General features: G+C 61.5%; 19 protein-coding genes. 18 read left to right on the plus strand and 1 reads right to left on the minus strand.

What is annotated here, in order from left to right; genetic code table 11:
• Position 1: 1 nt before the first annotated feature.
• The 14 genes from asnB (AB7531_RS29885) (at position 2) to AB7531_RS29950 (ending at position 19711) form a co-directional block, all read left to right on the plus strand.
• Positions 2 to 2029, plus strand: coding sequence for an asparagine synthase (glutamine-hydrolyzing) (asnB, locus tag AB7531_RS29885; protein WP_063984319.1), 2028 nt, complete (start codon positions 2 to 4; stop codon positions 2027 to 2029).
• Positions 2026 to 3588: a class I adenylate-forming enzyme family protein gene (locus AB7531_RS29890; protein ID WP_063984320.1), complete on the plus strand. Its 1563-nt coding sequence runs from the start codon at positions 2026 to 2028 to the stop codon at positions 3586 to 3588. Before asnB (AB7531_RS29885) ends, AB7531_RS29890 begins: the two co-directional genes overlap by 4 nt.
• A 48-nt stretch (positions 3589 to 3636) precedes the next feature.
• On the plus strand, positions 3637 to 3915 hold the full coding sequence (locus tag AB7531_RS29895; protein WP_014496395.1) for an acyl carrier protein: 279 nt from the start codon (positions 3637 to 3639) through the stop codon (positions 3913 to 3915).
• 341 nt (positions 3916 to 4256) lie between these two features.
• Positions 4257 to 4973, plus strand: a complete 717-nt coding sequence (locus tag AB7531_RS29900) for a nucleotidyltransferase family protein (RefSeq protein ID WP_063986521.1) — start codon at positions 4257 to 4259, stop codon at positions 4971 to 4973.
• 18 nt (positions 4974 to 4991) lie between these two features.
• Positions 4992 to 6158 (plus strand): DegT/DnrJ/EryC1/StrS family aminotransferase, encoded by a 1167-nt coding sequence (locus tag AB7531_RS29905; RefSeq protein ID WP_354130107.1) that lies wholly within the window; start codon positions 4992 to 4994, stop codon positions 6156 to 6158.
• Positions 6155 to 6892: a sugar transferase gene (locus AB7531_RS29910; protein ID WP_063984322.1), complete on the plus strand. Its 738-nt coding sequence runs from the start codon at positions 6155 to 6157 to the stop codon at positions 6890 to 6892. The genes AB7531_RS29905 and AB7531_RS29910 overlap by 4 nt, the downstream gene beginning before the upstream one ends.
• 12 nt (positions 6893 to 6904) lie before the next feature.
• Complete coding sequence (locus AB7531_RS29915) at positions 6905 to 7945, plus strand: NAD-dependent epimerase/dehydratase family protein (RefSeq protein ID WP_063984323.1); 1041 nt, start codon at positions 6905 to 6907, stop codon at positions 7943 to 7945.
• A gap of 65 nt (positions 7946 to 8010) precedes the next feature.
• Positions 8011 to 9282: a polysaccharide biosynthesis/export family protein gene (locus AB7531_RS29920; RefSeq protein ID WP_063984324.1), complete on the plus strand. Its 1272-nt coding sequence runs from the start codon at positions 8011 to 8013 to the stop codon at positions 9280 to 9282.
• 288 nt (positions 9283 to 9570) lie between these two features.
• Positions 9571 to 10233 (plus strand): helix-turn-helix transcriptional regulator, encoded by a 663-nt coding sequence (locus AB7531_RS29925; protein WP_144030703.1) that lies wholly within the window; start codon positions 9571 to 9573, stop codon positions 10231 to 10233.
• A gap of 275 nt (positions 10234 to 10508) precedes the next feature.
• On the plus strand, positions 10509 to 11696 hold the full coding sequence (locus tag AB7531_RS29930) for a glycosyltransferase (protein WP_063984325.1): 1188 nt from the start codon (positions 10509 to 10511) through the stop codon (positions 11694 to 11696).
• Complete coding sequence (locus tag AB7531_RS29935; RefSeq protein WP_063984326.1) at positions 11693 to 12949, plus strand: O-antigen ligase family protein; 1257 nt, start codon at positions 11693 to 11695, stop codon at positions 12947 to 12949. The genes AB7531_RS29930 and AB7531_RS29935 overlap by 4 nt, the downstream gene beginning before the upstream one ends.
• Positions 12950 to 12952: 3 nt before the next feature.
• Complete coding sequence (gene asnB, locus AB7531_RS29940) at positions 12953 to 14941, plus strand: asparagine synthase (glutamine-hydrolyzing) (protein WP_063984327.1); 1989 nt, start codon at positions 12953 to 12955, stop codon at positions 14939 to 14941.
• Positions 14942 to 14951: 10 nt separating this feature from the next.
• Positions 14952 to 16841, plus strand: coding sequence for a hypothetical protein (locus tag AB7531_RS29945; protein ID WP_063984328.1), 1890 nt, complete (start codon positions 14952 to 14954; stop codon positions 16839 to 16841).
• Between the two features lie 137 nt (positions 16842 to 16978).
• On the plus strand, positions 16979 to 19711 hold the full coding sequence (locus AB7531_RS29950) for a non-ribosomal peptide synthetase (protein ID WP_063984329.1): 2733 nt from the start codon (positions 16979 to 16981) through the stop codon (positions 19709 to 19711).
• A 128-nt stretch (positions 19712 to 19839) separates the two neighbouring features.
• Here AB7531_RS29950 and AB7531_RS29955 read toward each other — a convergent pair whose 3' ends face one another.
• Positions 19840 to 20376 (minus strand): DsrE family protein, encoded by a 537-nt coding sequence (locus tag AB7531_RS29955; protein WP_063984330.1) that lies wholly within the window; start codon positions 20374 to 20376, stop codon positions 19840 to 19842.
• 213 nt (positions 20377 to 20589) lie between these two features.
• Here AB7531_RS29955 and AB7531_RS29960 point away from each other — a divergent pair, with 213 nt between their 5' ends.
• The 4 genes from AB7531_RS29960 to AB7531_RS29975 all read left to right on the plus strand — a co-directional run bounded on the left by AB7531_RS29960 (position 20590) and on the right by AB7531_RS29975 (position 25316).
• Positions 20590 to 22881 carry a hypothetical protein gene (locus AB7531_RS29960; RefSeq protein ID WP_441280209.1) on the plus strand — a complete coding sequence of 764 codons (2292 nt, stop codon included), beginning with the start codon at positions 20590 to 20592 and terminating at the stop codon, positions 22879 to 22881.
• A gap of 47 nt (positions 22882 to 22928) precedes the next feature.
• Entirely contained in the window at positions 22929 to 23951 is a 1023-nt protein-coding gene (locus AB7531_RS29965) for a TAXI family TRAP transporter solute-binding subunit (protein ID WP_063984332.1), read from the plus strand.
• A gap of 119 nt (positions 23952 to 24070) precedes the next feature.
• Positions 24071 to 24568 (plus strand): hypothetical protein, encoded by a 498-nt coding sequence (locus tag AB7531_RS29970; RefSeq protein ID WP_187387758.1) that lies wholly within the window; start codon positions 24071 to 24073, stop codon positions 24566 to 24568.
• A gap of 61 nt (positions 24569 to 24629) precedes the next feature.
• Positions 24630 to 25316: a N5-glutamine methyltransferase family protein gene (locus tag AB7531_RS29975; RefSeq protein WP_063984334.1), complete on the plus strand. Its 687-nt coding sequence runs from the start codon at positions 24630 to 24632 to the stop codon at positions 25314 to 25316.
• Positions 25317 to 25412 lie beyond the last annotated feature (96 nt).

Here is a 25412-nt window from a genome sequence, read left to right on the forward strand (position 1 = left end):
CATGTGCGGCATCGCCGGCATCGTGGCGCTGAGTGCGAACGCTCCGAGTCCTTCGCGGAGAGCGCTGTTGCGGATGACCGGGGCGCTTGCACATCGCGGGCCAGACGAGCGAGGCCTCTACCGGGACCAACGCGCGGGCCTGGCGCACGCCCGGCTCTCGATCATCGACATAGCGGGCGGACAACAGCCTCTCTCCGATCCCGGCGGGCCCGCCTGGATCGTGTTCAACGGCGAGATCTTCAACTATGTCGAGCTGCGCGAGCAGCTGATCTCGCTCGGCCATCGCTTCCGCACCCGCAGCGACACGGAGGTCGTGATTCAGGCCTATCGCGCCTGGGGCGAGGCAGCATTCGAACGGATGAACGGCCAATGGGCCCTTGCCATCTGGGACGCCTCCGCCGGCCGCCTCGTCTTGTCCCGTGACCGGACCGGAATCTGTCCGCTCTATATCTGCAACCATCAAGGCCAACTCTACTTCGCCAGTGAGATCAAGGCCATCTTCGCGGCAGATCCGGCAATCCCTCGGGCATTCGATCCAGCAGGCATCGACCAGACCTTTACCTTCTGGAGCACCGTGCCGCCGCAAAGCGTGTTTCAGGGGATCACGGAAATTGAACCGGGACACGTCCGCAGTTACGTGCGCGGCGCGGTCCGGGACCGCGCATTCTGGACTCCGTGCTATGCGACCCGGTCCGACGACCATCGCGTTTCGTCCGCCGGCTGCAATGACGATGTGATCGATTCTGTGCGTAGTGCACTGGAGGCGGCTACGGCGCTCCGAATGGTGCGGTCCGACGTCCCCGTGGGAAGCTATCTCTCCGGTGGTCTCGACAGTTCGCTTGTTGCGGCATTGGGGAGCCGGTTTGCGGGCAGGCGCTTCCAGACGTTTTCCGTGCGCTTTTCCGACGCTGAATATGACGAGACCTCCTATCAACGCCTAATGGCACGCACGATTGCGAGCGAGCACCACGAGCTCATGGTCTCGCGGCAGGATATCGCCGAGGTATTTCCCAAGGTCATCTACCACACTGAGCGGCCAATCCTGCGGACCGCCCCTGCACCGCTGTTCCTGCTCTCGAAGCTCGTACGCGAGCGCGGCATCAAGGTCGTGCTGACCGGCGAAGGCGCAGATGAAATGTTCGCCGGCTACGATGTGTTTCGGGAAGGCAAGATCCGCCGTTTCTGGGGCCGCCAGCCGGCCTCAACGCGGCGCGCCGCCCTCCTGAGCCGGCTCTATCCCTACATCTCTCGATCGCCGGTCCACATGCAGGCCATCGCGCTAAAGTTCTTCGGACACGGCATTTCTGCCCCGGATGCGCCCGGCTTCGCTCACTCTCCGCGTTGGCGCAGCACCAGCGCGATCAAGCGCCTGTTCTCCGCAGACATGCGCGCGGCGACTTCGCGAGCCGACCCGGTGACCGAATTGCTCGATCGTCTGCCGCCGGATTTTTCCCGCTGGACGCCGCTTGCACAAGATCAGTACCTCGAGACCAAGACGCTCCTGGCCGGCTACCTGCTCTCCTCCCAGGGAGACCGGATGCTGATGGCGCACTCGGTCGAAGGACGCTTTCCATTCCTTGACGACGACGTCGTCGAGCTCGCGAACTCCCTTCCCGACGCCTGCAAACTTCGCATCCTCGACGAGAAGCACGTCCTTAAGCGTGTAACACAGTCGCAGGTTCCACCAGAGATCGTCACACGCAAGAAGCAGCCCTACCGGACCCCCAATGCGCTCTGCTTCGTCGACAGGGATGCCCCCCCTTATGTCGACGAAGCTCTTTCAAGTGCAAGCGTCCGCGCCGCCAACATCTTCGACCCGGTGGCGGTCGAGCGGCTGCGCACCAAATGCCAAGCCCATGCGCACGCCGGCGATGGCGACCTGTCCAATTTCGACAACATGGCGCTCGTCGGCGTCCTGTCCACTCAGCTCCTGTTCCAGCAGTTCGTCGCGGACCGGCAGGAAGCACCGCACCGTCTCGAGCTCAGCGTGGACGTCGACCACCAGGACGTACCGGGAGTTTACGCATGATCAACGATCCTGTGCCGCTCCTGCACGATTACCTGATCCACGCGGCCCATCAAGACGGCGCGAAGGTCGCGCTCGTCTGCGACGGTCATCGGGTCACCTACGACCAGCTCGAGGCGTGGTCGAATGCGGTCGCGCACCACCTGGTCGAGGCCGGCGTCGAGCGCGGCGATCGTGTGATGATCTTTGCCGACAACACCGTCGAGGCAGCCGTCAGTTTCTGGGCCGTCCTCAAGGCCAACGCGATCGTATGCCTCATCAATCCTCTCACGAAACCCGACAAGCTCGGCTATCTCCTCAACGACTGCCAGCCGACTGCGCTCATTACGCAAACGCGCCTTTACGCAACGTTCCGCGAACCTGCACGACATTGCCCGTCCTTGCGCCGCGTAATCGTGTCCGGCCCTATCGACGACGCCGATTTGAACGCGCTGCCGCATGCCGTGCGATGGAACACTGTAACGGCCACCGAGCACGACGCAGCACCCGCGCGCCGCTGCATCGATATCGATCTCGCCGCCATTGTCTACACCTCGGGCTCGACCGGCGAGCCCAAAGGGGTGATGCTGACGCACCGGAACATGATGACGGCGTGTACGTCGGTTTCGTCGTATCTCGACGTCCGTGACGATGAGGTCATCCTCAACGCTCTGCCACTCGCCTTCGACTACGGCCTGTATCAGATGATCATGGCCGTACGCGCCGGAGCACGCCTTGTTCTCGAACGCTCGTTTGCTTTCCCCGCCGAGACGCTTCGGCGTATTGCAGAAGAGAGAGTGACGGGTTTTCCCGGCGTGCCGACGATGTTCTCGACTCTGCTGCAGCTTGAGTCGTTGAAGAGTTACGATCTATCCAGCATTCGCTACGTGACGAGCACCGGTGCCGCACTGCCGGTCCGGCACCTGGGGCAGCTGAGACACACGTTCCCCGGCGCCCGCATCTACTCCATGTACGGTCTTACCGAATGCAAACGCTGCACCTACCTGCCGCCGGAGGATCTCGATCGGAAGCCGTCGAGCGTAGGAATTGCCATCCCGAATACCGAAATGTGGATCGTCGACGAGCGTGATCAACGGGTCGGCGCCGGCATCGCCGGACAGCTGGTGATCCGCGGTGCGACCGTCATGAAGGGCTATTGGCGAAAGCCCGAAGCTACTGCGAAGAAACTCAAGCCCGGACCGCTTCCCGGCGAGCAGGTGCTTTACACCGGCGACTACTGTCAGATGGACGCCGACGGATATCTGTACTTCGTCAGCCGGAGCGACGAGGTCATCAAATCACGCGGCGAGAAGGTCGCGCCCAAGGAGGTGGAGAGCGCTTTGCTGGACATTCCCGGCATAAGGGAAGCGGCAGTCGTCGGCGTTCCCGATGATCTGCTCGGCCACGCGATCAAGGCATTCGTGGTCATCGACCAGGTGCGGCCGATCGACGCCAAGCAGATCCAGCGCGAATGTCACAAGCGCCTCGAGAGCTTCATGGTCCCCAAGTACGTCGTTATCGTGCCGGAACTGGCCCGCACGGATACGGGCAAGATCAACAAGAGAGAGCTCATCACGGGATAGCTTGTGGACGACCAATCGACGCACCCGCTTTCATGGAGCACCAACGCAATGACACTGGTCTTGGCACCCGACCGCTGCAAGGAGCAGATCCGCGCTTTTCTGACATCGAATTTCTACATCAGCGACATCGCGGCGCTGAACGACGACGCTTCCCTGCTCGACCAGGGGATCATCGATTCGACTGGAGTGCTCGAGGTGGTCGGGTTCATCGAGACGACTTTCGGCATCGCCGTCGACGACAATGAGATCCTGCCCGAGAATCTCGATTCAATTCGGGGCATGGCACGTTACATCGCCAGCAAGGTTAACTTGGCCGCCGATACCTGACGGACCGGCGCGTTCGGCAAGCAGAGGAAACGAGCTGTCCTGTGACTCGATCGCGGCTTGGCGCCCCGGGGGTTCACCCGGCCGCCGAGTGCGGCGTTTTTTCGCCCTTCGCGAACCCTTCCGCATTAGCCCCTTGGCCAAGGCGGATCCCGTGTCTTCCGGAGAGGTACGCCTCGGCTGCACGACTGCGTGGACAACCCGCCGGCATTCCTCCGCCGTCCGATTCCAACGCTCTCATGCAAACGAACGAAGACGCAGGCATGGTTTGCTCCTACCTTTTTCCTTGAGAAGCATATCTCGTTTTTTTTGAAGCGTATTTTTTTGAGTACATGGAGGTTCAGATGAAAGCGGTAGTTCAGTGCGGCGGCAGAGGAACTCGACTTCGTCCACATACGTCCATTTTGCCAAAACCCCTCATGCCAATCGGCGCCCGTCCCGTCCTCGAGCTCGTTCTCAAATGGTTGAGACGGAACGGGATCGGAGAGGTCTTCGTCACCACCGGTTATCTGGGCCATCTGATCCGCAGCGTCTGTGGTGACGGCAGCCAGTGGAACATGCAGATCACGTATACGCAGGAGCTCGAGCCGCTCGGCACGATCGGCCCGCTGTCATTGCTGCGAGAACAGCTCAACGAGCCGTTCCTGGTCCTCAACGGTGACGTCCTGACAGACCTGAACCTGAACCAGCTGATCCACAATCACCGAAAATCCGACGCCAACATCACCATCGGAACCTCCGTTCGGAGCACGAAGATGGACTTCGGTGTGATTGATGAAATCGATGGACGCGTGACCGGATTTCGCGAGAAGCCGGAGCTGACGAACCTCGTCAGCATGGGAATCTACTGCATGAATCCGGTCGTCCTCGAGCGCATTCCATCGGGCGTCCCCTTCGGATTCGACGACCTGATGTTCCAGATGCTCGAGGAAGAAGCCCGCGTCAACGTCTTCAAGCATACTGGCCTGTGGCTCGACATTGGCCGGGTCGAGGACTTCCTGAAAGCCCAGGACATTGCGTGGGACGAGCAATCGACTGCATTCGCAACTGCGGCTGCGTGACGCAGCGTCACCCTTCGCATGGGGAATGAACGGGAAGAGGAACACATGCTGTTGGTATCAGAACCGGCCCTGGGAATTGACGAAAAGGAAGCTCTTGTTGCCGCGATCGATAGCGGCTGGATCACCATGGGGGACCGCGTACGGGAGTTCGAGCAGACGTTTGCACGCATGCATGGCGCCGAGGACTCGATTGCAGTCGGATCATGCACGGCCGCACTTCACCTCATCCTGCATGCGCTCGGAGTCGGCCCCGGCGACGAAGTCCTCGTTCCATCTCTCACGTTCGTTGCCACGGCCAATGCCGTGCTCTACGTCGGAGCACGGCCCGTGTTCGTCGATGTCCAATCCGGGGCAGTTCCCCTGATGTCCGCGGCCGATGCGCTCCGCAAGTGCACTTCGCGGACGAAAGCGGTGATCCTCATGCATTTTGGGGGCTACCTCGCTGATCGAGACGAGTGGCAGGCCTTCGCTCGCAGCAAGGGTCTGCTCCTGATCGAGGACGCCGCGCATGCACCCGGCGTCAAGGGGGTCGGCACGTTTGGCGATGCAGCCGCGTTCTCCTTCTACGGCAACAAGAACATGACGACTGCTGAAGGCGGCGCAATCATAACGCGTCACCGGATATTGAACGACATGATCAAGCGCGCCAGGTCGCATGGCATGACCACCAACACGCGCCAGCGCCTCGTCAGCCGCAGCCCCGAATACGACGTGACGCTTCTTGGATTCAACTACCGCATGGACGAGTTGCGCGCCGCGGTCGGCCTGGTGCAGCTGCGTAAATTGGCAGGTTGGAACGACGCCAGGCGGCATCTGTCGCTGCACTATCGGCGGCGGCTCGCCGAGCGTTGCCCTTCGGTCCTGGTGCCATTCAACGCGTCGTGGGTATCGGCCCACCATCTCATGCCGGTTCTTCTCCCCGCGGCAAGCGCGCGGCAGCCCCTGATCGAGCAGCTCAGCAAGCGCGGCGTTCAGACGACCATTCACTATCCGCCGGTGCATCGGTTGACGTTCTACCAGGACCAGTATCCGGGCATCAGCCTCCCCAACACTGAGGATTTTTGCGGACGTGAGCTCACCTTGCCGCTCCATCCCGCGATGACTCCCGCCGACGTCGATCACGTGGCAGACAGCCTCGCGGATGGACTTCGGGCAACCTGTCCCGCGGAGGTCGAACAGGCATGAGCGAAACGGTCAATGCGGGATGCGCTGGGCCGGCAGCTCCGGCCGTGCGTTTGCGGCGCGTCATCGATGTCCTCGGTGCCGGGACGGCCATATTCGTCTCGCTGCCGATCCTGTTGGTCATTGCGCTTGCAGTCTGGATCGAAGGCGGGCGACCGATACTGTATTCGCAACTCCGTCTCGGGCTGAACGGGGCGCCGTTCCGCATGTACAAGTTCCGGAAGTTCAGAGCCGATTGCGACGATCGCGGAAGTCCGCTCACGATGGTGAACGACAACCGCATGACGACGATCGGCGGGCTGCTGGCTGCATTCAAGCTGGATGAGCTACCGCAGCTCTGGAACATCCTGCGGGGTGACATGTCTTTCGTCGGCCCGCGACCCGAGACGCTCGTATTTGCCGACTGTTTCAGGAACGGATTCGAAAAGATCCTGGAACACCGGCCAGGCCTCGTCGGGCCGTGCCAGGTTCTCTTCCGGCATGAAAATGAGCTGTTCCCGCCGGACGGCAATGTGGCGGATTTCTATCGGGAGGTTCTGTTTCCCGCCAAGGCGAAGATCGACCTGGCATATTATTCCAATCGAACCGTCACGTCCGATCTCCGGTGGATCGTTCAGGCCGGCTGGATCGCCGTGGGGGAGCCGCTTCTCAACCGCATGCGAAGACCCCGACCGGAGAGCCAGAGCGGCATAGCGCCAACTGGCGGATCTGTCGGTGCGAACTTATTTCAAAAGTAGACGGGTGATCAAATGGCGACTGAAAAGCGAACTGTGCTTCTGGTAGGTGGTGCTGGTTACGTGGGCTCAGTGATCACGGGCCATCTTCTGAGAAAGGGTTGGCACGTCCGTTGCCTGGATCAGCTCATCTACAAGAACGAGAGCTGTGCCTGGCCTTATCTGAGCGTTCCGCAATACGAGTTCATGCAAGGCGATATTCGCGATCCCCGTTTCGCCAATCAAGCATTGAAGGGTGTGGATGACGTCGTTATCCTCGCCGGGCTCGTCGGCGATCCGATCACGAGCAAGTACCCCGATGAAAGTCACGCCATCAATCGCAATGGCGTCGCGTCCTTCATCGACGCGATGCAACACCATCCGGTCGATCGGCTGATCTTCGTGTCCACCTGCTCGAACTATGGGCTAGTGGAAGTAGACACGGCCGTCGACGAGAATTACCCGCTCGCACCACTCTCCCTTTACGCCAAGCACAAGGTGGAGATGGAGCAGAAGATCCTCGGTCTCAAGGGAAAGGCTGGATTCCATCCAACGGTTCTCCGCTTTGCGACGGCCTTTGGTCTTTCCTCGCGAATGCGCTTCGATCTCACGGTGAACGAATTTGTGCGTGAACTGCACCTGGGAAAAGAACTGCTGGTATTCGATCCCAACACCTGGCGTCCTTACTGCCATGTTCGTGATTTTGCCCGCGCGATCGAGGAAGTGCTCCGCGCGCCCACCAGCAAGGTCGCCTTCGAAGTCTTCAATGTGGGCTGCGAGGAAAACAACTTCACCAAGCTGATGGTCGTTGAGGAGATCATGCGGCACATTCCGCGATCGAAGGTGACCTATCAGGAGCGCGGCGCCGATCCCCGGAATTACCGCGTGAACTTCGACAAGATCCGTCGGGTATTGAATTTCACGCCCGAGATCAGCGTTCAGCAAGGGATCAGCGAAATCCTCGCTGCCTTGAGCCAGGGCCTGTTCGACCACGTCGAGGAGCAGAGGCACTTCTTCGGAAACTACGAGATCTTCCTTCCGACCGCCCTCATCCCGGATTTGAAGAGAGCCGGCTGAAGGATCCGATATCGGCGTCCCTAAATCGCGAGCGGCGAAGGCTCGGTTACATCGGGAGTTCGTCCATGAAGTGCAAGAAGCAAGGCAGACCCTCTTCCACCCTCCTGCTGGGCTCATGCGCGGCAGTTCTGTTTTTCGCGACAAGCGGGCTATCCCTTGCCGCGCCGTACAAGCTGGGACCGGGTGATACCATCGAGATTTCGATCGGTGGCCTCCCCGATCAACGCAACCGCACGCAGATCCAGATCGACGGCACCATCCCGCTTCCGGGCGGAGGGACGGTTGAAGTTGCCGGCCTGACCCCGGCGCAGATGCAGAACCGCATCGAGACGCTGCTGCAGGCACGGATACTGCGTCAACGCCTGACCGACGGACGCGACCAGGCATTCGTGGTCAAGCCCGGCGACGTCATAGCAAGCGTCGTGGAATATCGGCCGGTCTATGTTTCCGGCGATGTGCTCACGCCCGGACAGCAGACGTATCGGGCTTCAATGACCGTGCGCCAGGCCGTGGCAGTGGCCGGCGGCTTCAGCCTGTTGCGGTCGCGTGGCATGCAGCCCGGCGCCACCGACCCTGCGGATCTTGTGCGGGACTACCAGTCTCTCGCCACCGAATACACCAAGGAATACTTCCATATCGTCCGAACCGGCGCGGAGCTTGATGGCCGCGACACGTTCGACGCCACACCTCCAAGCGACATTTCGCTGCCCGCGGGTGTGATCGGTTCGGTCGTTCAAGCCGAGAAGGACTCCCTGAAGACCTCACAAAGCGACTACCGCACGGAACAACGCTTCCTGGACGACGCCGTAAAGCAGACGGACGCGCAGTTCGCTACGCTCAAGAAGCAACAGGAAGGTGAAGAGAAGGGCGTGCAGGCCGACGAAGAGGAGCTCGAACGGGTCATGAAGGCGTTCGGCTCCGGATTGCTTGCAAGTCCTCGTGTCAGCGAAAGCCGGCGTGCCCTGTTGCTGTCGTCGACCCGACGCCTGCAGACGAGCGTCGAACTCATGCGGCTCCAGCGCCAGCGTGAGGACTTCCTGCGGCAAGCGGGACGTGTGACCAGCCAGCGCACGATCAATCTGCTCAGGGAGCAGAAAGACTCGAACGTTCGATTGGCGGACTTGCGCGTGAGAATGCAGGCGCTCAGCCAGAAACTGCAGCCCATCGGCGGCTCGGGTGCCATCCCCGTCAATTCAGGTGAGCTCAATCCCGACGTGATCGTCGTGCGGCGGCTCGGTCAGCAGTGGGACAGGATAACCGCATCCGTCGACTTCGACGTGGAGCCCGGCGATGTGATCGAAGTCACATTGCGCCCTGCGCCGGCCTTCTCGAACTGAGCACGAACAGAGGTACTCCCTTAAAGTAAGCAGGGCGCTCCTTCAGGAGTAGCTTCCGCATACCCCCATGGCTGCTCCCGCGAGGCTTAAACCCGCCTTGCTACCCCTTCAACCCGCGTTGCTACCTCTTCGTTGATCACAACCGGGTCGATGCCCGGAAGATCGGCAACTTTCACCCCCTCCGACGGCCGCGGGGTTACCCCCCATTCAACGTTGCCAGGCGTGGCAGAAGTTGGGAATCTTTGTGGCACGTTCACTCCATCGGGTCAGCGCGGCCGGGGGAATAAAATGTTGAACTTAAGCCAAGCATTGCCAAGGTCTACCATTGCTCTACAGCGTCATTCTTCTGAATCGATATTCAATATTTCCAGTCCCGTTTCATCTGCTCACTCTGACGCCCAGAACCCCAAGCAGGACGGCTTGCGCGGGGTGCTCGCGCGGATCGGCTGCGGACAGGTCTTGCTCAGACGCGGCAAGGTTATCGAGCTCAGTCCGGCCGGCCGTGCAATATTGGAACGCGAAGCGCGCGTGGATGCGAGCCACGAAACGCTCTATGGCGCCGTCAAGCAACTGGTCCACCGCGCCGGCGCACAGTTTCCGGCAGGCTCGACTTCCTGGTTGGCAACATCCACCAAGGAAGGATTTACCGCGCTGATCAACCAGGTCGCGAATGCGTGGTCCGACGAGACCATCGCATTGATCCTGCTGGATCTCGACGCGCATCCGGAGCCTTCGCCGCGGACGCTGCAGCGATTGTTTGGATTCACCGCTGCCGAAACCCAGCTTGCTCTCGAGTTGGCGCGAGGCAACAACCTGATCGACATTGCTCGTTCGCGACGATTGAGTCGAACGACAGTACGCTCCCAGTTGGCTTCCCTGTTTGTCAAAACACAGACACGCCGGCAAGCAGACCTGATCGCGTTACTGGGCCGCCTCGCCGTCCTGCCCTAGCGTGGACGCGGAATACGGTGTCGCGTTGTCTCGACTGGTCGGAGATCGACGTGCTTCGCGGCGCGTTCAGCAAACATGCACTCGCGCCGCGTCGTCTTTTCAGCCCTGTTCGAGCACGTCCGCCAACCGCTCACTTCCGCTGTCATGCGAATGAATGAAGACAGGCCGCGGCCACGTCCTAACCTGATCCTGTCAAACTTTCGCCGGGAAAACCGGGGGCCTCCGCAAAGATTAACATCTTGGCGGGATTGCTCAAAGGGCTAGAAGGAACCAACATGGCGCTGCACTTGCTTTGCGTAGGAGGCGAGGATCACGCTTTGCGTATCCCGTTCCTGGCGGCTCTGCAGAACCGCGGCCTGCGCGTGAGCGCGGCCGGCACTGGTGCAGCATCTGCATTCGCGAAGACCGGAATCCCGTATCATCAATATCAGTTCGACAGATTTGGCGTCGGCTTTGCCGATCGCGCGGCCATGGGTCAACTGACGCGGCTCGTGAAGAGCGCTCGGCCCGACGTGATCCAGACGTTTGATACCAAGCCCAATCTGTTTGCGCCGCTGGCGCTTCGCGGCTCCGTACCGGTTGTGCGCACGATCAACGGAATGGGATGGGTATTCTCATCGACAGAACTGAGAGCCTTGGCCTTCCGCCCCGTCTATCTGGCGATGCAACGCCTGGCTGCTTGCTGGACCGCGGCGACGGTTTTCCAGAACAAGGCCGACAGCAGCTTCTTTAAACGACACCGCCTGCTTGGAAAGAGCTCATCTGTTATCATCGGAAGCTCGGGGATCGATGTCGGCGCTTTCGAAGCGGCGCAAGCGCGAACGGCCTCGCCTGCCGCGCTGCGCGCCGAACTCGGGCTCGGCGATGCCGAGATTGTCCTGACAGTAAGCCGATTAACTGTCCAAAAAGGAATCACAACGCTCCTCGAAGCGGCAAAGCTCGTGCATGAGGTCCGCCCGAATGTCCGCTTTCTGCTCGTCGGTCCGCGCGAAAGCGAGGGTCCATTCGCGGTAGGTCAGGAGCTGATCGAGGCGCACGCACCATATGTGATTGCGACCGGCGCCAGATCGGATATTCCCGCGCTTCTGGGAATCGCCGACCTCTTTGCCTTTCCGACTGAATATCGCGAAGGCATTCCCCGTGTTCTTTTGGAAGCCGGATTGGCTGGCGTACCAATCGTCGCCTCCCGCATGCCGGGGTGCGATGACGTGGTCCGCGAGGACTGGAACGGTAAACTTGTAGCGCCGCGCGACCCGCGCGCGCTCGCGGCCTCAATTCTCGACCTTCTTCAGGATTCCGCGCGTGCAAAGACGATGGGTCAACGCTCGATCAACGTGGTGCGCAAGGAGTTCGACCTCAACGTCGTCGCCGATCGCTATGCCGAGCTTTACACGCAGCTGCTTCCCCGCAGCTATTCCAGTGGCTGGCGGCCGGCGGCGCACAGCAGCAGTGAAATACAATGATCGGCAGTGCCCTTCTTGCGCTTGGCCTCGTGCTTGGGACAGCCTCGCAGCTGCGTCTTCCCAGCTTCCCCCTGGGCATCGGGGAAGCCTGCCTCGTCCTCTGGCTCGGTCTCGCATCCCTGCATCTCTTGGTGGGTTCAAGAATTTACAACCCCCAAGCTCTGCTCTGGCTCGTTGTATTCTGGGGCTGCTTTGTCTTGATTCAGAGTTTCGGGGGCTTCCTTGCATTGCTGCGCCCGGAGATCGTCGACCCAGAGCTCGTCGTGCACGACATCTTCGCATATCTCCTCGTGGCGGCCCTCACGTGCCTGGTGGCTGCAACGTTGAGACCCGAGGATACCCTACGCCAATCGCTGTGGTTCCTGATCGGATTCTGGATCGTCGCCGTGGCGGTGCAACTTGCATTGGGCTGGGGCTACCTCAGCATCTCGTCGGTCGATCCATGGTATTGGGACCGGTTCCGCGGGTGGTCGGAGAATCCAAACCAGCTTGCAATCTACTGTGCGGTTTTGACACCACTCTCGCTTCACATGGCTCTGACGGCCAAGCGGTTTGGCCGGTTCGTCGCAGTGTTTAGCTGCATCGTAACATTCGTCGTCGGCCGGCTGACGAAGAGCGATACCTTTCTTATCTCGATGTCGCTGTCGATACCGCTGCTCATTGCGCTGCGCTTGCGAAGCTGGCTGACATCCCCCGAACATCGATGGAGTTTGCGTTTCGCAGCTGCAGCGATCGTCGTTGTCGCCATAATTCCCCTTTCGCTCTCACTGCTCCCCTACGGGATGGCAACGGCGAATGATGTCGAGGGGCTGGCCGCCGGCATGATGAAGGATCGTGGCGGTGAGGCAACGAAGGCAACCGCCAATCTGCGGCTAAGTCTTTGGCAAGACGCCTTGCATGCCGGACTGGAGTCCGGGTCGCTTGGCCTTGGGCCCGGGCCGCATCTGGAGAAGCCAAGCGGAATCACGGACAAGGGCGTAGCACTCCCGGTGGAAGCTCACAGCACCCTCCTGGACGTGTTCACCCAAGGTGGACTGCCTGGCGTGATCGCCATTGTCAGCCTGCTTGTCGGCACGTTTGCGCTCCTGCTTCGCGCACGGCTCGACGCCTTGGCTGTCCTGATCTTTGCACTCGCCGTCTTCAGCATCAGCCATTTCATTCTGCGGCACCCGACCGTGTGGTTTGCCGTCACGCTGGGCCTCATCCTGGGCTCGGATCGGCGCTCATTGGCGCAAGCGCGAGTTGGAAGTTAAGCAATGTGTGGAATTACAGGAATACTTCAGACGCCGCATGCTTCTCGATCCGCCGACCTGGCGGCGATCGGGCCGATGACGGCTCGCCTGCGCCACCGCGGTCCTGATGCGGACGGGTTCTGGAGCGATCGTGACGCCGGCGTTGCGTTCGGGCATCGCAGGCTGTCCATCATCGATCTCTCCGATGCGGGCCGGCAGCCAATGCTTTCGAGCGACGGCCGCTTCGTCATTACGTTCAACGGCGAGATCTACAACTACAAGCCATTGCGGCAAGAGCTCGAGGGCGCAGGCAAGCGCTTCACCGGCAATAGTGATACGGAGGTCTTGCTGGCCCTGATCGAGAAATGGGGCCTGGAGAAGGCTCTCCAGCGCTGCAATGGTATGTTCGCAATCGGCCTGTGGGATCGCCGGAACCGCACGCTGCACCTGGCCCGCGATCGAATGGGGAAAAAGCCGCTCTACGTCGCGCGGACGTCAAATGCGGTCGTGTTCGCGTCGGAGTTGAAGGCCATCGCGGCATTCCCCGACTTTCACCAGGAGATCGACCCGGGCGCGGTTGCGGAGTTTCTATCGCGCGGATGGTTGCCGGAAGACCAGTGCATATGGCGAGGCGTCTTCAAGATTCCACCCGGGGGCGCCCTATCGATCCGTGCCGAGGACCTCTTGGTCTGCCGGGATGCCGCAGCTCTACAAGAACGCGCGCGCTCCTGGTGGTCGTTGGCCGATGTCGCGCACACGGGCCGCGCAGCGCTCGCCACTGCAGATGACCAGCAACTCGTCTCCCAGGCTTGCGATCTGCTCAAGGCCGCGGTCGCCGACCGAATGGTTGCCGACGTTCCGGTCGGGCTGTTCCTGTCGGGCGGAATAGACAGTTCGACCGTCGTGGCCCTGATGCAGGCCCAATCGGCGCGCCCGGTACGGACCTTCACGATCGGATTCGGTGAGCGCGCCTTTGATGAAACGGCTAACGCTGCGGCCGTGGCGCGGCACCTCGGCACCAGCCATACCGAGCTACGTCTCACCTCCGCGGACGCCAGAGCGGTCATCCCCGAACTTCCAACCATCTGGGACGAGCCGTTTGCCGATGAATCGCAGATCCCGACACTGCTTCTATCTCGACTTGCACGGCAGGACGTCACCGTTGCGCTTTCGGGCGACGGAGGTGACGAGTGCTTCGGAGGGTATTCCAGGCACGTACTTTCCGCCCGTTTAGCGCCTCTGCTGAACTCCAACCGATCGATCCGGACCATGGCCGCGAGCGGTGTGGCGCTGCTCGGGCGCGGCATGCGCGAAAGCGTCGTCGAAACACTTCGTCTTCCAGGTTGGTTGCAGAGGATGACACACGGCGACCGGATCAACCGCCTGGCAGATCTTATCGGCAGCAACGACGTCGGCGAGATGTACCGTCGGTCGACGCGGCTCTCCGAACTGCAGTTGACGCGGACCCAGGCAGGCTCGGAGCCGGACACGATCCCGCCGCTCAACGATCTGCTGTCTGATTTTATCGTTCGGGATATGCTTGGATATCTCCCGAGCGATATTCTCGTGAAGCTTGATCGCGCGAGCATGGCCACGAGCCTGGAGGCTCGCTGCCCGCTTCTGGATCATCGCGTTGTCGAGTTCAGCTGGGCGCTGCCGAATTCGGCGAAGGTGCGTCATGGCCAGGGAAAATGGCTCCTGCGCCAGGTCCTTGGCCGTTACCTGCCGCGCCACCTCTTCGAGCGACCGAAACAGGGCTTTGACGTGCCGATCGGCTCCTGGCTGAAGGGACCGCTTCGTTCGTGGGCGTCGGACCTCCTTTCGGAGTCGCGCCTTCGCAACCAGCATCTTCTGGACGTTTCCCGCGTGCAGGAGTGCTGGCTTCAACATCTTAGCGGTCGCCGCGATTTCTCACGACCGCTGTGGGCTGTCTTGATGCTGCAGTCCTGGCTCGACTCAGCAGTTACCTCCGGGCCTTCGCGAACAGCAGGCGTGATGGAACCGGCGCAATAAGGAGCAGGCGATGGAAGCGTTCACAAATAAACGGATTCTGCCGGTGACTGTCCTGTCCCAGGGCCGGTCAAAAGGCGACGAGTCACCTCCCGATGACGCCATCGCAGCATTCAAGCATGTCTTCGAGAGCATCAGGCGATACAAGCTCTTCATCGTCAAAATGATCGGCGCGGGCGCGCTGCTCGCAGTGCTCGGTAGTATTTTCATGTCACCCACCTATCTCGCAACGGCACAGCTTGTCGTGAGCGCTCGAAGTGGCGGAGCGGCCGACAATGCCGGTGCACCCGGCAATTCCACGCCGACTGGCGGTTCGGACGACCCGACGATCGATACGCACGTAACGGTCATGTCATCCGATGCGTATCTGCGGCGGCTCCTGCCGGCACTGAGGATGCTCGACAACCCGGCCAACGAGAACGGCACGGCTTCGATGCTCCGCACTGCCTTGTCAAAGATAAAGGGGTTCCTCTCCTTCCGGAAAGACCAACCGAGCGACGGCGCGGCGGTGGCAGCATTGAAAGGGCGCCTGAAGGTCAGCCAGGAGCGCCGGTCCAGAGTTATCAGCGTAATTGCCAGCGACCCCAATCCACAACGGGCCGCAGACGTCGCAAACCTGGTCGCCCGATCCTACGCTGACGAGCTAGTCCGGCAGAAGCGGGCCGTGGAGCTCCAGGCTCTGGACGCCATCGCAGCACAATCGGCGAATGTTCAGCGCGAATTGTCGACGGCGAAGGCGGAATGGGACGCCAGTCACTCAGGTCAGACCTCGTCATCACCGGCAGCCGCACAGGCCGCCGCCGCGCTGGAGTGGAAAATCACCACGCTGGCGCAGCAATATGAAACACTGATACGAAAGCGACAGGATCTCACCACGAAGGGCGTGGTCGCCGAGCCAGACGTGACCGTCATCGCGGACGCCCCGCCACCCGACTTTCCGAGCTCGTTGAACCCGTTCCTCCTTGTTCCACCGATCACGATTATCTTCGCTCTCCTGGCATGCCTCGTCGCGATCATCCTGAAGTACTTCGATCGAAGTCTGCACACGGAGGCGGAAGCTGCAGAGGCATTGGACATCCCGTGCGTCGGGTTGATCCCCTCGATCCCGCCGGAGCTGAGCATCTCGCCGCAGCGCTTCGTAGAGCAATCGGCTGTCTCGCATAACAGGGCCGTTCGCTCGACCGTCGTATCCCTCATGGCCGCCGATCCGGTCTCGCCACAGACGCCGCATGTCATCCTGGTGACATCCAGCTTGCACGGTGAAGGCAAGAGCGCGATCGCCTGGAGTTTCGGCTTTTGTGCGGCGCAACTCGGACAGCGCGTTCTGTTCCTGGATTTCTCTCAATTGCCCCGGCGCGTCGGCGGCGAGGCTGCAGATCTGTTCAAGCTGTTGGCGCACGACGGAGCGGCCGCCAAGGCCGTCCAGCACATCCCGGAGCTTGGACTCGACTACATATCGTCAAGATTGTCCGAAGGCAGTCGCCTGGGGCCGTTGGCGGGTCCGAAAGTCGCCTCGCTGTTCGAGCACTTCAGAAACACCTACGATCTCGTCGTCATCAACGCACCATCGCTGGATGATGCGCCGGAAGTGCGCCTCCTCGCCTCCTGGGCGGATCACGTTCTACTTGCCGTCCGCGCCGGAAGCACGAGCCGCGACGTCGTGCGAAGCACTTTGACCCGGTTTGCCGGGACGTCGGATCTCGATTCTCGTGTCAAGCTCTGGTGTGTCCTGACGCACGGAGTACCGTCCGAGCTCGCGCCCTCGGATCTGGAGCCGTCATCAACATCGACTTTGATGCATTACTATCGCAGCTTCAAAACAACGGCGGTACGGTGGACAAGCATCGAACCTGTAATCAATGTTTCCGACCACGCTGAATCTGGCCTGAGACCACGGCAATGACCCCAGGCGGCTTGGGTTAATCACCCGGGTCTTCCGATATGGCAGCCAGCCGATCGACCAGACGGTGGCTGCGAAACCGGCATCCTTCGTTTGAAGTATGCGTGCCCAGGCCTGATTAAATACGTTGGGACAGCAAAATGACGGGTACGGTGATGCGGCTTCAGATATCTGGCGATCCGTCGGGCGATCCATGCGACGCCCTTGACGCGCACCTGCCCTCGACCGTTCAGCAAGCTCCAGCGACGCTGAGCTGGCTGAGCCCTGTGGAAGTCCCTCTCGATCTGAACGGTCCGGTCGATCGATCATTCGATCCCCTGGAAGCCGGCTTTGCCTGCGTTCCCGCCATCGAACACCTCATTGCGGTGACGGCGAAGTTCGCCGACAGGGTCGCAATCAGCGACGGCAATCACAGCTTCACGTACGCGCAGCTGTTGTCCCGCGTCTTGACCTTGGCCCAGGCGATCAGCGCGCTGATCCCGGAGCAGGAAGCCGTCGGATGGCTATTGCGCAGCTCGGCCTGGCAGCCGATCGCTATGCTGGCCTGCATGGCGGCCGGACGAGTCCTTGTCCCACTCAATCCCCGCGATCCAGTTCAGCGGCTCACGGCTATCGCCGCGGCCGCCCGGATTTCCGTGCTGATCGGGCAAGACGGCGACAGCTCCGCCGGGTGGATCCAACAGCACGGCCTGCGCTGGCTCGACGTCGCCGGCGCCAGCGACCCTTCCGCAGCAACTTCAACACTCCCCAAGGTTTCGGTCGATGCGCCTGCCGTAGTGCTCTATACCTCCGGCAGCACCGGAGCTCCGAAGGGGGTCGTGAACAGCCAACGCAACCTGCTCCAGCGCGTCCAGCAATATGTGGACGCCTGCCACATAGGTGCAGCAGACGTCTTCATGCCTCTGAGCGGCCCCACCACGATCGCTGGTTGCCGGGAGATGCTGTCGGCTTTGTTGACGGGGGCAAGACTGCACATCGTCGACGTCGAGGCGCTCGGATTGCGCAGCGTTCTTCGCCAGATCACCACGCAACAGGTGACGATTACATACGTTGTACCAGCCCTGGTGCGCGCACTGATCAACGCAAGCCGGCCAGGCGATCTCGACTCGCTTCGCATGATCCGCATCGGCGGGGAGAAGGTCCTGTGGACCGATATCGCGCTCGTTCGGCGAGCGATACCACCGGGTTGCTTCATCCAGGTCAGCTATCTGTCGACGGAAACCACCGGCACCCAGTGGTTTCTTCCCAAGCAATGGCGAGAGGACGGCGTCAGCGTTCCTGTTGGCTACCTGCTTCCCGGCATATCGTACGCCGTGGTCGACGAAAGTGGGAAGCCCGCCCAGCAGGGTGAAGTCGGCGAACTGGTAATCAAGAGCAGGTACGTCATGCTCGGATACTGGGAAGACGGACGGCTTTCTCCGGCATCGCCCTCCCCGGATGACCCAAAGTCTCGCATCTATCAGACCGGCGACCTCGTCATCGTGGATACGCACGGACTGATGCGGATCGTTGGACGGAAGGGACGCCAGCTCAAGATCAATGGCCAGCGCGTTGAGCCGGCCGAGCTCGAGAGTGCGTTGCGCAAGCTCACCTATGTGAAGGACGCTGTCGCCGTCGTGACGGACGCGAACGAGCTGGTCCTGTTTGCATCGCCGGCCGATCCGCCAAAAGCGCACTTCAGGACCGACGTTCGCAACAGCATCCGGCAGGCTGTTCCTGCGGCTTTGCATCCGACCAGGCTGCACGAGATACAGGAGATGCCGCGCCTTCCAGGAGGTAAGATCGATCACGCCAAGCTGAAACTGCTCGATCTCGAGAGCAAAACGACCTCGCCCGCGCCTGTGCCGACGATGCAAGGAATGGCCGAGGCCAACAGGATCGTGCAGCAGGTGTGGACCAGTATCCTCGGCGTGCCGGAAGCTGCCGGACGCTGGGATGAGGCCGGCGGCGATTCCCTAAAGCTCCTGCGCTGCGTCATGGATATCGAAGACCTCATCGGCCGCGAAGTCAGCATGGAAGCGTTCACGGTCGATATGAGCGCCGAAGACATGATCCGGGCTATCGCGACGGTGGAGCCACCGGTGCGGCAGCGTCTCAACGACCAGATTCTCCCAGGTCTTGTCATACTGCCCGGCTCCATGGGCTATGGCCCGAGCATGGCCGCATTTGGCGCTCAGCTCGGCAAGGTGGCGCGGGTGATTCCGATTCGCTATCCAGATCTGAGCTGGAGCCTCGCGGGACGCGATTCCGTGCAGGAGATGGCCGCGATGGCCGTCGAGCAGATCAATGCAGCCCAACCACGCGGCGACGTCCGAATGATCGGCTATTCCCTGGGCGGCGGCGTCGCCTTCGAAGTCGCAAGCCGGTTGATCGAACAAGGTCGTGCCGTCAAATTCCTGGGCATCCTCGACACCAATGTCGGCCCTCGCAGAGCAAATCACCGAGAAGCCCTCTCTCGCACGCTACAGCGGATTCGATCCCATCGAGTGACGATCTACCGCATGTTCTGTCGCTCGGTGGCGAAGTTCGCCGCTCGCTTGGGCCAGGAGGCTCGATTCTGCAGGCTCATCGACACCATTACATGGCCCCGCCTGGCAAACACGCGCTTCATGCTCAGGCTCGAGCTCGAGGAGATTCTCCGGATGCGCGCGTTCGGACGCTGGGTCGAGGATGCCAAGCCTCGTCTGGCCATCAAGGGAACTGTCTTTGCCTGCCATCGGCCTGGCGTGACGCCGCGCCTCGGATGGGACTCCCTGTTTGAAGAACTGGACGTGATTCCGATCGCCGGGGGACATCTTGATCTGGTGGTCGAGCCCCACCTCTCGATCAATCGCCCCGTCATCGAGCGCGCGATCGGGGCGTCCTGCTCCTGATCCACAACACAATGCTTTTTGAGGGGTCGGTCCTGCCCACCACAGGACAGCACGGGGAGATCACGCGGGTTCGGCTCAAACCTGGCTCGAACCCGCCGTCTCGCGCTTGGGGGTGCCGCGTACGATCATCAGGGCCGCAGGTAGCTCCAGCCCTGCTCCTGAAGCTCCATCAGGCGAACAACCCCGGATTTGGTGACCTTCGCCTGCGTGATGAGAGGCACTTCTTTGCCCTCATTCTTGGTCATGTTCTCTCGTGTATTTCCGCAGGCCGAGAACGTAAGCTCGGGCGTTGTTTCGGTCATCATTTTGATGCGCCCCTTCACGGGCGAGGTATCGTCTCGCAGCATGTGCAGTCCTGGCCCGTAAGCGACGACTTCGACTTCGACCTTTTGACTGAGGTCGCCGTAGTGCTGAACGACGTTGCTGACGTTGTTGAGAGCGAGATTCATGACGGCCGGATCGTTGACGTCGACATGGATGACAAGTCGATGCGGCGGCTGCTTCCGAGGTGTCGCAACACCCATCTTGGCATTTGCGTTCCTGGCGGCAGTGCCGGGATTCTTGGTGGAGAGGGTGGTTTGCGCAGAACCGCGGGTTTCGATGCCGCTAATGAGAACCAGTCCGACAGCCGCCACGCCGGCAAAAATGGCAAATGATCTGCTCATGACTGTGCTTCCTGCGTGTGTGACGAAGCGTGCACGTCGCAAGCTATTTAAGCGCAACCGTGGGGGCAAGCAGCTTTGGCCAAAGCTCCGCCCGATCTACTTAATTCCCATTGTCGGCGCACTACTCCGTTTTGGCTACCGCAACTGCGACATCGACATCGCGTCGATGAAAGCGCCGTCATAAACGACATGCCATGATCGCTACCAAGCATCATGATCCCTACCAAGATGATCCCTACCAAGCTACCAAGCATCATGGTCCCTACCAAGCAGTTGGGCGTCGCAATGGGGGTACACGGATTCGACTTGTCGAAAGGAACAGCCGTCGCGCTGAGCAAAGCTGCGCGCCGGCCCAGGCACCGGCAATTTGCGTTCCGCGAACTCGGATTGTTCGACATCGCTGACGGCTCGCGCGCATGCGACAGAGCCGGCCGGCTCATGGTGGTTCTGATCACCTGCTTTCTGCCGGTTCTGACAGGAACTGCCGATGCCAAATCCCAGGACGTTGGCGACCGGGGTGCCTCCTACATCACACCGGCGATGCTCGATCTGTGCAGATGTACGCGCGGACCAGAGCAGATCGATGGGATTAAACAAAGGCTGAAGCTCGTCCAACGCGCGGACGAGGCGCGACCCGCCGCGACACAGCCCGCTGGAAGCAGGCCCGCCGCGACCGGACCGCGCGGAGCGAAGACCGCGACCGAGCAGCCCCGCGCGGCTGCCGATGCCCCTGCGCAGGACATGACGTCTACGCCGCCCCCGGTGTCAAATGCGGCTCAAGCAGCTTCCGAGACGGAGCGGCTCAACCAGAACCTGTTGCTGGATCAGGAGCGGCAACGAGCGAACAAGCTTGCGCGCGAATTGGCTGCGGCTCGAGTGGAGCTCGACGCGGCGCGGCAGACCCAGACGCACACTGTCCGCGCCATGGAGATTGGTATTCAGCAAACGCAGGCGCTCGAACAGGAGCGGGAAAAGACCGATCATCTGTCACGTGAGATCTCCTTCCTGAAGGCGGAGCTCGACGTCGCAAGGGTTGCGGCTTCAAAGGCTATGCAGGCGCCCGAACCCGAACCGAAGCAGGAGCGTCCGGTCGACCGACGGAATGGGGCCAAACGCTTTGCCCTCCAGCTTGCCTCGCTTCGCTCGGAGCTTGAGGCCTCGCGCAACGCAGCATCCGAAGCCACGAAGTCTGCCGCGGCGGAGGCCGCACAAAGGCAGGCTCTCGAGCGCGAACTAAAGCAGGAGCAGGACAAGACAGAAGCCCTGATCAGCGAACTCGGCCCCCTTCGGAACGCGGCCTCCGAGACCGCGAGGGGCGGCGCTGCAGATGTCGATCAAAAGCTGGCGCTGACACGCGAGCTCGAGAAGCAGCGGGACAGAGCTGAGAGCGCGGACCGTCAGCTGCAGTCCCTTCAGGCTGAACTCCGTGCAGCGCAAACCGCGAGCTCTGAGTTGGGTGCGGCCCGAGCTGCAGACGCCGAGCAAAAACTGGCACTGAAACGAGAGGTCGAGAAGCAGCGGGACAGAGCTGAGAACGCGGACCGCCAGCTGCAGCCCCTTCAGGCTGAACTCCGCGCAGCGAAAACCGCGAGCTCTGAGTTGGCTGCGGCCCGAGCTGCAGACGCCGAGCAAAAACTGGCACTGAAACGAGAGGTCGAGAAGCAGCGCGACCGAGCTGAAAGCGCGGACCGCCAGCTGCAGCCCCTTCAGGCTGAACTCCGTACAGCGCAAACCGCGAGCTCCGAGTTGGCTGCCGCCCGAGCTGCAGACGCCGAGCAAAAACTGGCACTGAAACGCGAGGTCGAACAGCAGCGCGGTCGCGCGGACGCTCTCGCGCGCGAGGCGGCGTCGCTGAAGGATCAACGCGACCTGGCGCGGGCTGAAACGTCGGAGGCTGCACGAACCGCCGAGGCCGCCGCAAAGACCGCAGCCAAGCGCGAAAAGGAACAACCGGGCAGCGGCGCGGCAACGCTCCCAACGTTCGCATCCGTCCGGGATCATCTGGCCGCATGGAATGCCTCCGCGGTTGTGGCGGCGCCATCGCGTGAGCCCACCGGCCGCGCACCGAGCCAGAGCAGCCTCCGGCCCGCCGCTTCGCCTCCGCCCGCGCCATCTGCCTCCGCCCCGACGCAACCGAGCGCGCAGATCACAAAGGGGGCTGCCCTGCCCGGTGCCGACTCCAAGGCCATGGCCTCGGTGGAGCGACAGGCCGCCGCGAGCGGAGTACCGCGCCCGCTTGCGAACGAGGAGCGACTGCTCGCGCGCGCCAGCGCATTGTTGCGGCAGTCCGACATCAACGGTGCCCGCGGCTTGCTGGAATACGTGCTTGGACATGGCAGCGCGCAAGCAGCCTTTATGCTGGCCGAAACTTACGATCCTCACGTACTGCAATCTTGGGACGCTCGCGGCGTCGCCGGCGATTCCGCGAAGGCGCGCGAGCTGTATGAACGAGCCCAGGCCGGCGGCATTCGAGATGCAGAAGGACGGATCAAGGGGCTCAAATAGCTGCTGGAGCGAGCCTCGGAAGCCAGACCAGAGAATGGAGAGGCCCCATGTCATTGAGTAAGCTCGCGTTCACGGTCGCATTGGCACTGGTCGGCCTGCAGCTTGCTGCCAATGCCCAATCTCGCTCGCCGCGCGACCCGCCGGCGCCGACCGCGCCGCGGAATGCCGATACGGCCGCAAAGGAACGTATCAATGCATGGACGGTGGGACTCGCCGGAGGACTTATCGAGGGCGCACCGCTTCGGCTCGCCGCAGAGATCGCACGCGTCGCCAACGAGGAGGACAAGCTTCACGTCATTCCGATCGTGACGACCGGCGCGACCGAGAACGTCAATTCGCTGCTCTATCTCAAGGGCGTTGATGCCGCGATCATCAACATGGATGCCCTTGACGAGTACAAGGCGCAGGTTCCGTCGATCGAAAAGCGCATCGTCTATGTTCTCAACCTCTTCCCGGCCGAGCTGCACGTCTTCGTGCGTCCCGAGATCAAGTCGCTCGACGACCTCAAGGGAAAGAAGGTCAATTTCAACACCCAGGGTACGGCAGCCGCATATTCTGGTCCGCTGATCTTCAGTCGGCTGGGACTGAACGTCGAAAAAATGTTCATTCCCCACCAGGTCGCATTGCAGCAGATGAAGAGCGGCGAAATCGCAGCGGTCGTCTTCATCACATCAAAGCCGGTCGACGCCTTCTTGAAAGGACGTTGGGATGATGGCTTCAAGTTCCTGCCGATCGAATACGACCCCAGATTTGAAGACTATTATCTTCCGTCGTCCCTCGATTCAAAGGACTATCCAAACCTCGTGCCGGCGGACAAGCGGGTCGCGACCATTGCCGTCCCGACGATTCTTGCGGCCTACAACTGGCAGCCGCAGACCGATCGCTATCGGCGCATGGTGCGCTTTGTTGACCACCTGTTCGGACGGCTCGACCGGCTGCAATCCGCTGGCTTCGATACAAAATGGAAGGACGTGAATCTCCGCGCCAGCGTCCCCACTCTTGCCCGGTTTGGTCCGGCGCAGGAATGGCTCGATCGCTCGCCCAGCGCGACAGTCGGACTATCGCGATGAAGCGAACCGGTACCCTTGCGGCCGTCTTGCTCGTGGGTACCGGTCATCTAAGCTGCACGCAAGCCGGCAACACGCCAGATCGTTCGAGGGCATGTACGCAGTTTCAGGGAATGGAGCACATGACTTGCGTCGACGAGCAGATTGGGGAAGCACCTGAGCAGTCCTTCCAAGCTCCGCCGCAAAGTCCCAACTGGATCTTGAGCGAAACGACATCACCGGTGGACCACAAGCCGCAGATCTCCGCCCGGACCACCGCGCGAGCCGGCGCGAAGGATGGGCCCTCGTCGCTCGCCATTCATTGTCGCGCCAATCGGACCGAGGTCTTGCTCTCCGCCGCGAGTTCCTGGACCAAAACTCCAGGCACCGACATAAGGGTCGTATTCCAGATCAATGATCAACCGCCTGTCGATCAACGCTGGAGGGTTGCTGATGGCGGACGAAGTCTCACCTTTCCGGGCGACGCCGTTCGCTTCATCAACTCCATGCCAGGGGTGGGCCGGCTTCTGACGAAAGTGTATGCTGGAACGGCTGCGCCCTACGAGGAAACATTTGAACTGACAGGTCTGGACGCCGTTCGCCGGCGATTTGCAAAGGTCTGCACCTGGCCGCCCAGCTGAATAGCCGCAAGTCGGGCTGAACGGCTGACAGGGAGGACGTCACGCGTGAGGTGTGAATGCGATGAGCGAGACGATCAATGTAGCCGAGGCTTACGAGCGAGGACGTACCCAGTTCATGGGAATCGAACTGCAGGTTGCTCCCGGCGCGCTGGTGCCTCGGCCGGAGACGGAGTTACTTGGCAGGACCGCGGTTGAAGCACTGCGCCGAGCACACCTCCCCTCGCCGCGGATCGTCGACATGTGCTGCGGCGCCGGCAATCTTGCATGCGCGATCGCGCTCAATATTCCCGACGCTCGCGTCTGGGCGAGCGATCTGACTGACGGATGTGTCGAGCTCGCGCGACGCAATGCCGCGAGCCAGGGCGCCGAGACCCGCATCACCGTGCTCCAGGGCGATCTGTTCGAAGCTCTCGCAGGCCTGCAACTCGAGCAAACCATCGATATGATCGTCTGCAACCCACCCTATATCTCGGAATCCCGGCTCAAAGGCGATCGCGCCTCTCTACTCATGAACGAGCCGCGCGAGGCATTCGCCGCCGGGCCCTACGGACTGAGCATCCATATGCGCGTTACAAAAGACGCACCTCGCTACTTGCGGCCGGGAGGACTGCTGTTGTTCGAGGTGGGTCGCGACCAGGATCGACAGGTGGCAACCCTGCTCGAACGCAACGACGCTTACGAGAATGTCAGCGTGGTCTTGGACTACGCGGGCGCCGGTCGCGTCGTCATGGCGTACGCGAAGGGATAGCCGGATTCGAGCACTTCCTCCACAATGATCGTTGGCATTGCAGCGTAGCACCCTGAACCCAGCGGCCCTCGCACGGGCCGACCAGCCACAGCCTAC

The sequence above is a fragment of the Bradyrhizobium sp. 63_E2_N1_3 genome (assembly GCF_052076005.1).
In the GTDB taxonomy this organism is placed as follows: Bacteria; Pseudomonadota; Alphaproteobacteria; order Rhizobiales; family Xanthobacteraceae; genus Bradyrhizobium; species Bradyrhizobium barranii.